Origin of the sequence: Streptomyces sp. SID12501, from assembly GCF_010550245.1 — a bacterium.
In the GTDB taxonomy this organism is placed as follows: Bacteria; Actinomycetota; Actinomycetes; order Streptomycetales; family Streptomycetaceae; genus Streptomyces.
On sequence record NZ_JAAGLU010000050.1, the window covers coordinates 21,160 to 33,114 of the forward strand.

11 protein-coding genes are annotated in these 11,955 nt (G+C 70.1%); 5 read left to right on the forward strand and 6 right to left on the reverse strand.

What is annotated here, in order from left to right; genetic code table 11:
- Positions 1-124: 124 nt before the first annotated feature.
- On the reverse strand, positions 125-1,156 hold the full coding sequence (locus tag G3I71_RS40030) for an LAETG motif-containing sortase-dependent surface protein (RefSeq protein WP_164322949.1): 1,032 nt from the start codon (positions 1,154-1,156) through the stop codon (positions 125-127).
- Between the two features lie 167 nt (positions 1,157-1,323).
- Here G3I71_RS40030 and G3I71_RS40035 point away from each other — a divergent pair, with 167 nt between their 5' ends.
- Positions 1,324-2,514, forward strand: a complete 1,191-nt coding sequence (locus tag G3I71_RS40035) for a hypothetical protein (RefSeq protein ID WP_164322951.1) — start codon at positions 1,324-1,326, stop codon at positions 2,512-2,514.
- Between the two features lie 554 nt (positions 2,515-3,068).
- On the opposite strand, the gene G3I71_RS40040 is transcribed toward G3I71_RS40035, so the two are convergent.
- Positions 3,069-3,338, reverse strand: a complete 270-nt coding sequence (locus G3I71_RS40040; RefSeq protein WP_164322953.1) for a chorismate mutase — start codon at positions 3,336-3,338, stop codon at positions 3,069-3,071.
- A 348-nt stretch (positions 3,339-3,686) separates the two neighbouring features.
- Between G3I71_RS40040 and guaA the strand changes: the two genes are divergently transcribed.
- Positions 3,687-5,258 carry a glutamine-hydrolyzing GMP synthase gene (gene guaA / locus G3I71_RS40045; protein ID WP_164322956.1) on the forward strand — a complete coding sequence of 524 codons (1,572 nt, stop codon included), beginning with the start codon at positions 3,687-3,689 and terminating at the stop codon, positions 5,256-5,258.
- A 21-nt stretch (positions 5,259-5,279) separates the two neighbouring features.
- Here the strand turns inward: guaA and G3I71_RS40050 are convergent, their stop codons facing one another.
- On the reverse strand, positions 5,280-5,747 hold the full coding sequence (locus G3I71_RS40050; protein ID WP_164322958.1) for a pyridoxamine 5'-phosphate oxidase family protein: 468 nt from the start codon (positions 5,745-5,747) through the stop codon (positions 5,280-5,282).
- Positions 5,748-5,941: 194 nt separating this feature from the next.
- Between G3I71_RS40050 and G3I71_RS40055 the strand changes: the two genes are divergently transcribed.
- Entirely contained in the window at positions 5,942-6,736 is a 795-nt protein-coding gene (locus G3I71_RS40055; protein ID WP_164322960.1) for a class II aldolase/adducin family protein, read from the forward strand.
- Between the two features lie 50 nt (positions 6,737-6,786).
- On the opposite strand, the gene G3I71_RS40060 is transcribed toward G3I71_RS40055, so the two are convergent.
- Positions 6,787-7,680: a DUF4429 domain-containing protein gene (locus G3I71_RS40060; protein WP_164322962.1), complete on the reverse strand. Its 894-nt coding sequence runs from the start codon at positions 7,678-7,680 to the stop codon at positions 6,787-6,789.
- Positions 7,681-7,946: 266 nt separating this feature from the next.
- On the opposite strand from G3I71_RS40060, the gene G3I71_RS40065 reads away from it, so the two are divergent.
- Positions 7,947-9,224 carry a hypothetical protein gene (locus G3I71_RS40065; RefSeq protein WP_164322964.1) on the forward strand — a complete coding sequence of 426 codons (1,278 nt, stop codon included), beginning with the start codon at positions 7,947-7,949 and terminating at the stop codon, positions 9,222-9,224.
- 353 nt (positions 9,225-9,577) lie between these two features.
- Positions 9,578-10,108 carry a DoxX family protein gene (locus tag G3I71_RS40070; RefSeq protein ID WP_164322966.1) on the forward strand — a complete coding sequence of 177 codons (531 nt, stop codon included), beginning with the start codon at positions 9,578-9,580 and terminating at the stop codon, positions 10,106-10,108.
- Positions 10,109-10,162: 54 nt separating this feature from the next.
- Here G3I71_RS40070 and G3I71_RS40075 read toward each other — a convergent pair whose 3' ends face one another.
- Together G3I71_RS40075 and G3I71_RS40080 are read right to left on the reverse strand one after the other, a co-directional pair.
- Positions 10,163-10,435: a hypothetical protein gene (locus G3I71_RS40075; protein WP_164322968.1), complete on the reverse strand. Its 273-nt coding sequence runs from the start codon at positions 10,433-10,435 to the stop codon at positions 10,163-10,165.
- Positions 10,422-11,948 (reverse strand): PspC domain-containing protein, encoded by a 1,527-nt coding sequence (locus G3I71_RS40080; protein WP_164322970.1) that lies wholly within the window; start codon positions 11,946-11,948, stop codon positions 10,422-10,424. The genes G3I71_RS40075 and G3I71_RS40080 overlap by 14 nt, the downstream gene beginning before the upstream one ends.
- Between the last annotated feature and the right edge of the window lie 7 nt (positions 11,949-11,955).

An 11,955-nucleotide genomic window follows, 5' to 3' on the forward strand; every position in this document is an offset into this window, starting at 1 on the left:
AAGAGCCCAGAAAGCGAAGAGCTCGAAAACAGAGAGCTCGAAAACAAAGAGTCCGAAAGAAGCAAAAGAGAAGGACCCGCGCCCCCCTCCGAGCGCAGGTCCTTCTCTTGTCCTTGCCGGAGGCTTACGCCTCCGTGCCCGCCTTCCGGCGGCGCATCGCGAACACCGCACCCGCACCGGCGACGACGGCGACACCGCCGACCAGGCCGATCGTCGGCAGGGCGGAGCTGGAGCCGGTCTCGGCGAGGTTGCCGCTCGGCAGATCGGAGACGCTTCCCTGGGGCTTGTGGACCGGGTCCTTGGAGCCGCTGTCGCCCGGCGTGGCCGTACCCGGGTCGGGGTTCGAGGAGCCGGCCTTCAGGACCTCGAAGTCGTACTGGGCCCAGCCCTCGGCGATGCAGTCCTGGCCGTCGACGTTGTCGATGTAGGCGCCGGAGCCGAAGGAGTAGGCGTCGCCCGCGGGTGCCTGCTTGTCGATGCTGACGCGCAGGTCGACGGACTTACTGGCCCCGGCCTTCAGCTTGTCGACGTAGAAGAAGTAGTCGCCGGCCCAGTCGTCGTTGCCGATCCGGTCCCAGCTGCCGGTCTCCGGGTTCTTGAACTCCAGGTCGACGTACGGGCTCAGGAACTTCGCCTCGTCGAACTCGTAGTTCTCGATCTCGGCGTAGAAGGCGACACCCTTGATGTCGGCCTTCGAGTCGTTGGTGACGACCAGCTCGAAGCCGTGGAAGCCGTCGCCCGCGACGATCTTGCCCGGCAGGCCCTTGATGTCGGCGGACACCTGGGCGTCGCTGTAGTCCTCGTCGAGGTCCTCGCAGAACGGGACGTCCGGGTCCGTCGGCGTCTCGCTCGGCTCGGCGGAGACCGAGGGGGAGGTGGAGGCCGACGGGGAGTCGGACGCGGAGGGCGAGGCGGAGTCGCTCGTGCTCGCGCTCGGCGAGACGCTGTTCGACGGCGCGTCGGACGGCAGGCCGGTGTCGGAGGGCGTCGCCGACGCGGTGTCGCTCGGGCTCTGGGCGGGTGTCTCGGTGACGGCCGTCTCGGCCGGGGCGGCCGAGGGCGACTCGTCGGCGAACGCGGCGGGCGCGGACAGCAAAGCCAGCGGGGCTATGACAGCTGTCGCCGCTGCGGCGGCCATGACACGGCGAAGCTTCATGAAGACCTCAAGACCTCAGGAACATCCAGGTGCGGGGCACGGGCGTAACCCCTGGTTCTGAACATGTGACATGCGATGGCTGTGAATGGTTGCTCTTCGCTCACACGAAATTTATGTGTGCTGGGTCACATGCGGATTGCTCGCCAGGTTTTGGGTGTGGGCTTGTTGTGGATCTGCTTTCGGATCGCCTAGAACTATCCCCTGTGTCTGATAATCAGTCCGGCGGCAAGCCGTCCGAAGAGCCCGAGCCGTCGGTTCCCGACGACATATGGGAGAAGTTCACCCGCGACACCGAGCGGGACATCCGCGCCTCCGCACAGAAGGAGCCGTCCGCGCGGGCGCGGATGGTCACCGAGCGGCTGCGCCGGCAGGAAGCGCGCGGCGAACAGCCCGCGGGCTGGCGCACCGGCCCTGCGTGGCAGGAGATGGACGGCCGGGCGGCGAGGCGACGGCGCCGGTGGGCGTTGGTCGGCGTACCGCTGGCGATCGCGGTGGCCGTGGTGGCCATGAAGCCGTCGCTGCTCCCCGGCGACCCCTTCGGCTCCGCCCTCTCGGGCGGAACCTCCGATGCCTCGCCGCTGGCCGAGGAGACGGCCGCGCCGTCCGCAGCGCCGTCGGCGGTGGACCCAGATGTCCCGACCCTCGCCAGGCCGTTCGCCGGATCACCGGCAGAGCAGTACTCGGACGGCGCGGCCGGCATCGTCCTGCCGCCGGCCAAGGCGGTGGGCTCGTTGCCGAAGGCCCAGGTGCAACGGGCGCTGCGACAGACCAGGCAGCTCCTGATCGATGCGAACCTCGACCCGGCCACCCTGCGCGGCGAACGCCCCGAAGCCGTGCTCAAGGTGATCGATCCCCTCCAGAAGGACTTCCTCGGCGAGCTGAACACCGCCCTGAGCCGACCGGACGAGAAGCATGATCCGCTGTGGATGTTCAGCCGGTTCGACCCCGCCGAGGTGCGCCTGACCGGTCGGGTGATCAAGACCCGCGGGCGGATGACGTTCGAGGCGGGCAAACGCGGCACCGTCGTCGTGCACGCCGACTACACCTTCGTCTACCCGCTGGTGCAGGCCCACTCGGGCGCGACCGAGGTGGCCCGCACCATCGTGCGCCGGGTTCTCGACGTCGAGCTCTACGACCCGGCCAAGTACCAGGTCACTCCGGGGAAGATCAGCGTCGTGCGCTACGACAGTGCGCTCGGCAACTCGGACTGCGACGTGGTCGACGGCTATCTCCACCCGCACTTCGCCTCGGACACCGACGCGCCGGGTGCCGACCCCACCGGTCCCACGACCGATCCCTACGACCGCAGCGGCGACGTGCGGGACGGCGGGGGCTGCGGGACCGTCACGCGTTCCTGAGTCCCGGGCGGAGCGAAGGGCCCCGCGGGGCGGAGCCGCGGGGCCCTTCTCCGTCAGCACCGGCGTCAGGGCAGCGCCGGTGCCTGGGGGGAAGCGGCGCCGGGGGGTTGCGCCGCGTTGTTGGTCTGTACCCACGGTCGGCGTCCCGGCGTACGGGGGACGCCCGCCCGGTCTGGACCAATGGAAGTCAGGGGGCGCAGGTCAATACGCTTGCCTGACAAGGGACTTGGGGTGGTTCTTGCATCGTGCTGGAAGGTCGTCGAGTACGCAACCTTTTGACCCGGGCTCGTACTTTTTGGCCCTTGTGCTGTGTCGACCTGGCTGTCCTGGCTGTGCTGGCTGTGCTGTCTCGACCGTGCTTCGCCGACCGGCCCCGGGCGTCCCCGGAGCAGACCGTTCTCGGGGGTGACCGGGCTGCTGTCCCCTGCAGTCCGGTCACAACCCTGGAGCCACGCGTGGTTGGTGCGGGCCCGCCCCTGGCCGGCGCGGACACCGGTACCAACGATGGGGGCGTACGGCGGTCACGCGCCGGACTCGTGAGACGGTGCCCGAACTCAGATACGACCCCGGCACAGCTCCAGCAACGTCATCGCGAGGGAGGTTCCGGGCCTGCCCAGCGCCTCCCGGTAGTGGCTGAGGACCTCCAGCTCACGGGAGAGGTTCACACGCCGCCCGCCGGAGGTGATCCGGGCCTCCTGGATCACGGCGGACACGGCCATCCGCTCCTGGACGAGACCGATGATCCGGTCGTCGAGGGCGTCGATGCGTTCACGTGCGCCGGCGATCACCTGGGTGGCATCGACGGCGGCGTCGGTGGTGGTCATACGGGGCTCCTTGTCGGACGGGGCGGTGCGCCCCGGACCGGCAGGACCCGGAAAACGGCAGGCGCCCCGGGCCTTGTCGGCCCGGGGCGCCTGGGAAGTCGCTTGTCAGTTGCTCAAGCAGCACGACCATGGCAGCCGGTGGGCCGGTTGCCATAGGTAAAGAGGAAGGTCGGGTGCGTGAGCATGGGGGCAGTATGCCACGGTGCGTCTGTGTCCGACCGAGTCGGGTGGTGTGCGGGCACAGGTCGGGTTCTGGGGGCGGCGGCCCCCAGCGACGGGAGGGTGTCCAACCTCCGCCCCGGTAGAATCGCCCGCACAGACCCCCCGCCCAACCGCCGGAAGGCCCCCGTGTCAGCAGCGACCCCCGCCCCCGACACCGTCCTGGTCGTCGACTTCGGTGCGCAGTACGCCCAGCTCATCGCCCGCCGAGTCCGCGAGGCCCGGGTCTACAGCGAGATCGTGCCGAGCACCATGCCGGTCGAGGAGATGCTCGCCAGGAACCCGGCGGCGATCATCCTCTCCGGCGGCCCCTCCTCCGTGTACGCGGAGGGTGCCCCCACCGTCGACCGCGCCCTCTTCGAGGCCGGCGTCCCCGTCTTCGGCATGTGCTACGGCTTCCAGCTGATGGCGACCACCCTCGGCGGCACGGTCGACAACACCGGAGCCCGCGAGTACGGCCGTACGCAGCTGGCCGTCACCAAGCCGTCCTCCACCCTCTTCGAGGGCACCCCGGCGGACCAGTCGGTGTGGATGTCCCACGGCGACGCCTGCTCCGCCGCCCCCGAGGGTTTCTCGGTCACGGCGTCCACGGACGTCGTCCCGGTCGCCGCCTTCGAGAACGACGAGAAGAAGCTGTACGGGGTCCAGTACCACCCCGAGGTCATGCACTCCACGCACGGCCAGCAGGTCCTCGAACACTTCCTCTACCGGGGCGCGGGCCTGGCCCCCTCCTGGACCACCGGCAACGTCATCGACGAGCAGGTGGCGCTGATCCGCGAGCAGGTCGGCGACAAGCGCGCCGTCTGCGGCCTCTCCGGCGGCGTGGACTCGGCGGTCGCCGCAGCCCTCGTACAGAAGGCCATCGGCTCCCAGCTGACCTGCGTGTACGTCGACCACGGGCTGATGCGCAAGGGCGAGACCGAGCAGGTCGAGAAGGACTTCGTCGCCTCGACCGGCGTCACACTGAAGGTCGTCGACGCCGAAGAGCGCTTCCTCGACGCGCTCGCCGGGGTCTCCGACCCCGAGGAGAAGCGGAAGATCATCGGGCGCGAGTTCATCCGCGTCTTCGAACAGGCACAGGCCGAGATCATCGCGGACGAGGGTCCCGAGGTCGCCTTCCTGGTGCAGGGCACCCTCTACCCCGATGTGGTCGAGTCCGGTGGCGGTACCGGCACCGCCAACATCAAGTCCCACCACAACGTGGGCGGGCTGCCGGACGACCTCGAGTTCGAGCTGATCGAGCCGCTGCGCCAGCTCTTCAAGGACGAGGTCCGGATGGTCGGCCAGGAGCTGGGCCTGCCGGAGGAGATCGTCCAGCGCCAGCCGTTCCCCGGCCCCGGCCTCGGCATCCGGATCGTCGGCGAGGTCACCAAGGACCGCCTCGACCTCCTCCGCGAGGCCGACGCGATCGCCCGCGAGGAGCTGACGGCCGCCGGCCTCGACCGTGACATCTGGCAGTGCCCGGTGGTCCTCCTCGCGGACGTGCGCAGCGTGGGCGTCCAGGGCGACGGCCGTACGTACGGCCACCCGATCGTCCTGCGCCCGGTCTCCTCCGAGGACGCGATGACCGCCGACTGGTCCCGCCTCCCGTACGAGGTCCTGGCGAAGATCTCCACGCGCATCACGAACGAGGTCGCGGACGTCAACCGCGTCGTCCTCGACGTGACGAGCAAGCCGCCGGGCACCATCGAGTGGGAGTAGTCCCGCAGGCGGCCGTGCAGGTCACGTCCGCCTGCGGGTCCTCACCGGCTCGCCGGGCTGCCAGACCTGTACGACCAGGTACTTCTCGTCCTCGACGTACGTCCGTACGACCTCGGTCAGTTCGGTACGGAAGAGGTGGAACGGCTCCGGCGGTTCCACCTCTTCCACGTACGCGGCCTTGGCGGCCGGGTCCGCCACCTCGTACGCCCGCCCGCTGATCCGGACATCGCCGCCGCCCATGTCCGTCCCCGAGCCGGGATTCGCCTGGAGGGCGAAACGGGGGTCGCGGCGCAGGTCCCGCGCCTTCAGCGAGTCCGGCATCATGGCGAGCCACAACTCGCTGTGCAGAAAGCGGACTTCGAGACCGGAGGTACGCGGGGAGCCATCCTTGCGGAGGGTGGCGAGGGTGTGGTGCGTGAAGGCGCGGAAGCGCTCTTCGACGGTTGTGGCCAGGTCGGGTTCCGTGGTGGTGAATACTGCCCAGTTCATGGAACCGAGTCTGACGCGGATACCCGACATCTTCTGACGTGTATTCGCCGCCCCTTGCTCCCTCAGTGGCGTCTCGTCGGTGTCTCGGGTCCCTGACCCAGGTATCTGTTTCATCTCTTCGCAAACATCCCTGTTCTCCTGCGCGGACCGACGGTAACTTCCGTTCCGTAAAGGAACCCAGTGCTGGAGGACCTATGCACGGGCCCACTCCGCCTCTGCCGTTGCCCACCGACCAGCTGCAGTTCGCGATGCCCCCGATGTACGAGTCGCTCGACGACGAGCGCGGGCACCGCAAGGAACGGCTGGCCGGAGCGATCAGGCTGTTCGGACGGTTCGGCTTCGAGGACGGTGTCTCGGGGCACATCACGGCGCGCGACCCCGAGTACAGCAACTGCTTCTGGGTGAACCCGTTCGGGATCCCCTTCAAGCAGGTCACCGTGAGCGACCTCGTCATGGCCAACCAGGACGGTCAGGTCATCGAGGGCCGCTACCACATCAACCAGGCGGCCTTCACCGTGCACGCCCAGGTGCACGCCGCCCGCCCGGACGTCGTCGCCGTGGCCCACTGCCACTCGGTGCACGGCCGTGCCCTCTCCGCCCTCGGCGACCTCCTCGACCCGATCACGCAGGAGAGCTGCGCCTTCTACGAGGACCACGCGCTCTACGACGCCTACACGGGCGTCGCCGTGGACGCCGAGGAGGGCCGGCGGATCGCGTCCGCGCTGGGCTCCCGCAAGGCCCTCGTGCTGCGCAACCACGGGCTGCTCACGGTGGGCGACTCGGTGGACGCGGCGGCCTGGTGGTTCCTGTCGATGGAACGGTCGAGTCAGGTCCAGCTGACGGCGCGGGCGGCGGGCCGGCCCATCCTGATCGATCACAAGCAGGCTGTCTCGACCCGGGAGCAGCTCGGCGGTGACCTGGTCGCGTGGATCAACTACCAGCCCCTGTGGCGGGACATCAGCAGGAGCGAGCCGGACCTGTTGGGTTAGCGGTCCTGGGGGCACCGGAAACCCCGAGCGGGCCGGAAACCCCGAGTGGGTCAGAAGCCCCGCAGGACGGCCGACTTGGTGGTCGCGAACTCCTCGTCCGTGAGCACGCCCTCGCGATGCAGCTCGCCCAACTCCCGGAGCCTGCGCAGGAGTACGTCGTGATGGTCGGACTGTGACTGTGATTGGGACGGGATCGCGGGTGTGAGGCGGGGCGGCTCCACGTAGTCGGCCGCTCGGGTGGAGGGGTGCGGCAGGCGAGCGGTGACCGCGGTCGCCACGAGTGCCGTGAGCAGGTCGCGGCGGGTGCTGCCCCAGAGGTCGAGTGCGTGCGGGTCCTTCTCGGGCGGCAGTTTGGAGGACAACGTCTCGCGGGTCACGAAGCGCATGAAGCCGTCCTGGTAGCCGGAGTTGGGCAGCCAGTCGACCTGGACGAGATCGTGCGTGGAGATGATGCGGGGGCCGGTGGCGCGCTTGATCCGGTCGGAGGTGTCGGACCAGTCGATGCGGACCTGCGTACCGTCGAACGACACCATGCCGTCGCTGGACCGCACCGACACCGGCACGGGCGGGCCCGGCAACAGATACGACTTGGCCGGTTCCCCGGGAACCTGGTCGAGGAGCAGGGCATGCCGGATCTCCTCGGCGACGTACTCGGCGACTCCGGACCGGTCGATGTCCACGATCAGCCGGTACGGGTCGGCAGCCTCCGGCAGCCGTCCGCCGGTCGCCTGGAGCAGCGGGTCGGCGCCCTCGCGGAGCCGGAGCCGCAGCCGCCCACGCTTGCGTTCGGGTTCGTAGACGATGCCCGAGACGGCCTCCAGGGGTACCGCGACCTCCCCGTACGTCTGCCGGAACAGCGGCACGGAACGGTGGAACCCCGGCGTGATCCTGACCGTGCTGCCGTCGAAGACCCAGGTTCCGTCGCGCTGGATGATCTCGGCCATACGCGAATTCTCGCAGCCGGGTCAACACGGTGGTCGTGGTTTCACTCGCCCTTTCCGCTGCCGAAGCCGACCTGCCGCACACGACGGGTGTTATGTAGGGCACAATTCGCTCTCGTCGTGGGGGAGTTGCGCGAGCCAGGTTTCGGGCTCCAGAAGTCCCGGTGTACCCCGGTTTGTTCGAGTGTGGTTCCCGGTGGGTTTTCCGGTGTGTTGATGTCCTGGTTCGTGATGTGTCGTATCGGGTGTGGGGAAGGCGGGCGGCGGGCGTGGCGTTGCAGGAGGCGAGACATGGTGCGCTGCCCGGGGAACACGGGGGCGGCTGCACCTGCGGGGACTGCCCGCACGGGGCGCGCACGGGACACCGGCGTGCGGTCGCCGAGTTCCTGCTCATGCGGGACGGGTTCGCGGCCGGGCAGGGGCTGCCGGCCGCGGTGGCCCACTCGGCCTCGGCCTCCCGCCAGTGGGTCTCGGACGAACTGACCCAGTCCGCGGCGGTCGTCGCCGATCGTGGCCGGGCCGAGGGCGAGGTGTGGCTCGCCCGGCTGTGGCGCCGTACGGCGTTCACGGTGTGGGTGCTGATCGGCGTCCTGCTGCTCGTGCAGGCGCTGACCGCGATCGGGGCGGGCTGGACCGCCGCCCGGACGGCCGGACTGGTGGCCGCCGTACTGGTCGGCGGCGCGCTGACCGCCGCGTCCTGGTTCCACCGGGCGCGGGGCGGGGCGCTGGCGCCCCTGGTCGGCGAGGACAACCGCCTGTCGACCTCCCGTGTGGTGGCGGCGAGCTGGGTGCTGTTCCTGGCGTACGCCGTTCTCGTGCTGGTGGGCCGACTGGCGGCTGCCTCCGGCCACGAGGAGCGCGACGCGCTGATCGCCGGCCTCGACCTCACCCGGGGCGCGGGTGTCGTGACCGTCCTCGCGGTGGTGTGCGCCATCGCGGTGCTCGTGCGCAGGGTGGTCGGCCTGCGCGTCCTCGGCCAGCGCCTGCAGAAGGTACGCGCTGATCGCCCCCGCGCGGCCGACCTCCTGACGGACGACGCGGGCCGCGGCACGTTCGCGGACATCCAGTACGTGATGATCGGCACGGTCGCTCTCCTGTTCGCGGTCGTACGGCTGGCCCGGCGCCCTGATCAGTTGCCGGACCTGCCGTGGGGGCTGGCGGTGGTGGTGCTGGTGTCGGCGGCGACCTATGTGGCCGGCAAGTACTCGGAGGGCGGCCGGCCGGTGATCCTGTCGGTCGTCCGGTCCCGGGAGGCGGGCGACCTGGACGGTCCGATCCGCACCGGCGACGACATCGAGATCCGCGGCGCCGGCTTCGTGCCCCCGGGCGCGGGCACCGCCGACCGGCTGTCCCGCATGGTCGTCCGCATCGGCCCGGTCCACGTCCACGTCCCCCTGGTTCCGGTACCCGGCGGCTTCAGCAACCCCCGCGACGAGGTACTGACAGTGCCGGTGCCGGCGGATGTGGAGCCTGGCCGGGTGGAGGTGCAGGTGGTGACCGCGGCGGGCGTGGAGACGAACCGGTGCGTGATCGATGTGACGGACTGAGCGGTCGGTTCGGGTGTGTTGGCTTCCGGCGGTGGGGGTGCGCGTCGCGCACTGTGCCGCCGTGAGGTCGGGGCCGCGCCGGCGGGTGTCCGTCCTCGGTCGGGCGTGAAATCGGTCGGTCACCAACACGCCGGTGCTGCCACGCCAGCTGCTACGGGCGGACACTCCTCGACACGTCCCCTGCCGGGGTACTGCGGCTGCCGACGCGTGGGCCTCCGGGGCGTATCTCCTTCCGCGTACCTCGCCGCACATGCAAGGCGGAAAAATGCCGTGCCGGAGGTGAGCGAGGTCACGTTGTCGTGCGTATGGTCTGTTGAGGGGTCAACGTTGGCAGGCGAGAGGCGGCTAGGGCGATGGCTCACAGCACTCGAACGGACACGCACTCTCCTTATTTCGACGGCGACCGGGACTGGCGGGACACCGCTACTCGTTACGCCCTGCTGCCTCTGCGCGTCTTCCTGGGCGTCACCTTCATCTACGCCGGCCTGGACAAACTCACCGACAGCTCCTTCTTCGCCGGCTCCGGATCAGGCTCCGTCGGTGACCTGATGCGCTCGGTCCGCGACTCCTCCGCGATCCCGGCCATGGTGGACCTCGCCCTCAAGAACCCTTCCGGCTTCGGCTACGCCATCGCCTTCGGTGAGCTGGCCGTCGGTATCGGCACGCTGCTGGGGCTGCTGGCCCGGCTGGCGGCGGTCGGCGGCGCGCTGATCTCGCTCAGCCTCTGGCTGACCGTGAGCTGGGCCTCCGATCCGTACTACTACGGCAACGACCTCCCCTACCTGATGGCCTGGCTCCCCCTGGTCCTCGCCGGCGCTTCAGTCTTCTCCGTGGACGCCGCCCTGCGGGCACGGCGGCGGCAGCGGTCCGGGGGATATCGCTAGCAGGTGGCTGGGAGCCGGTACGCGTGAGCGTGCCGACAGCGGGCGGCGGGCCGGTCAGTTGGGTATCTCCGGTGGTCTTGACGGTCCTGCCTTCTCCGTCGTGTTGTCGGTGGGTGCTGCCGCGCGGCGAGCCCTTGTGCGGCGGCGTATCGCCCCGGTCAGAAGAGCCACCACGGCTGCCAGGGTCAGGCCGAACACCAGGAGCGGGATCACCGCGAACCAGGGCGTCTCCCAGGCGTCGCCCGCGTCGCCCACGTAGGTGATGCCGGCGACGGTGACGAAGAGGCCGGCGATCAGCCTTCCGGGCTGGAACTCATGACGTGGCACGGGTCACCTCCGCCTGTCCCATGCCGACTCCGAGGTCGAGGTCGACCGTGCCTGCTTCGGCGCTCCCGCTCGTCGGCGACAGCGTGACCTGCTTGTGCTTGCCCGGTGCCACGTCCACGTCCTGTCTGCCGTCGCCGGGCAACTGGATGTCACCTATGCCCACCTCGATGTCCGCCCGCACTGTCACGCCCTTCGGCACGATCACCTCGATCCGGCCCACGCCCACCTCGACCGCCGTTGTCACCGTCTGCCCCTTGGTGAGGTGCAGCCCGGTCAGGTCCAGCGTGGCGACGCCCGTACCGAGGTCGTACCTCGGCAGAACCTCTGCCACCGCGGTCGGTGTCCATTCCGTGCGCACCCAGTGGGTGCTGACGTCCTTGGGCAGTGCGGCCGAGCCCGCCAGCAGCCCCGCCGTGATGATCGCCAGGAAGATCGAGCCCGCTCCGGTACGGCCGAGGAACGCGCTGACCGCGATGCCGACGCCGAACACCGTGAGCGCGCAGGCCAGGCCGGTCTGCAAGCTGGTGGCGAGTGCCTCCTCGTCCCATTTCGCGGCCGTGCCGAGGAAACCGGCGAGGAGGGCGAGCAGCAGGATCCAGCCGCCTATCCAGCGAGGGCCGCGCGGCTTCGGCCGACTGGGCCAGGAGGTCCGTATGCCCGGATGGAGTCCGCCGTAGTTGCCGTAGGTGATGTTGACCGCCGCTGAGATGTCCCGGTCGCGGGTGTCGTGGGGGCCCCACAGATAGCCCGTGCCGCCGACGTGGGTGCCGTCCTTGACGATGGGGTCGCGCCACCAGGAGGAGTAGGCGGAGGGGACCGGGGGTGCCTGGGCCTCCGGTGGGGCGTCGGCGACGGCCTGGGCGGCCAGCGGGTCGGGGTCGGGGGCGCCGCGGTTGCGCGACCAGTAGCCGGCGCCCGCGAGGAGGATGGACAGTATGACGGCGAAGGAGAGCACCCCGCCGTTCTTCAGCATCGTCAGGAACACACCGCAGCCGACCAGAGCGAAGAGCACGGCCGCCAGAGCCTGGCCGTCCACGCGGCCGGTGAGCAGCTTGCGGACCTCGTTCTCCTCCTCGTCGTCGTACGGCACGAACAGCCAGGCGAAGCCGTAGAAGATGAGGCCGATGCCACCGGTCGCGGAGAGCACCGCGAGCGTGATCCGGAAGATCACCGGGTCCATGTCGCACGTCCGCCCGAGACCCGCGCACACCCCGCCCAGCATCTTCTGACGCCGGTCGCGCCGGAACCTGGCCGGCAGCTGCTCGTCGGCTGTGGCAGCCGAGGCGGATGCCTCGGACGTGCGGGAACTCGCGTGCGCTCCCGCGCCCGCACCTGAGTCCCTGTCCGCTAGTGCGTCCGTGTCCGTGTCCGCGTGCTCGGGCGCGCGCGGTTCCCCTTTCTCCGCGGGCGGGGTCGTCGCGGCGGGTGCGGCATCCTGCGGCCCGGCGCCCGGGGTGGGGCGCGGGCCGGAGCCGGGTCCCGGACCCGTCGCGGCGTGTGCGTGATCTGTCATGCGTCCA

Bases quoted from the DNA above. Each gene is read 5' to 3' on its own strand.
- G3I71_RS40030 (WP_164322949.1), bottom strand. From the start codon at position 1,156: ATGAAGCTTCGCCGTGTCATGGCCGCCGCAGCGGCGACAGCTGTCATA.
- G3I71_RS40040 (WP_164322953.1), bottom strand. From the start codon at position 3,338: ATGACCACCACCGACGCCGCCGTCGATGCCACCCAGGTGATCGCCGGC.
- G3I71_RS40050 (WP_164322958.1), bottom strand. From the start codon at position 5,747: ATGAACTGGGCAGTATTCACCACCACGGAACCCGACCTGGCCACAACC.
- G3I71_RS40055 (WP_164322960.1), top strand. From the start codon at position 5,942: ATGCACGGGCCCACTCCGCCTCTGCCGTTGCCCACCGACCAGCTGCAG.
- G3I71_RS40060 (WP_164322962.1), bottom strand. From the start codon at position 7,680: ATGGCCGAGATCATCCAGCGCGACGGAACCTGGGTCTTCGACGGCAGC.
- G3I71_RS40070 (WP_164322966.1), top strand. From the start codon at position 9,578: ATGGCTCACAGCACTCGAACGGACACGCACTCTCCTTATTTCGACGGC.
- G3I71_RS40080 (WP_164322970.1), bottom strand. From the start codon at position 11,948: ATGACAGATCACGCACACGCCGCGACGGGTCCGGGACCCGGCTCCGGC.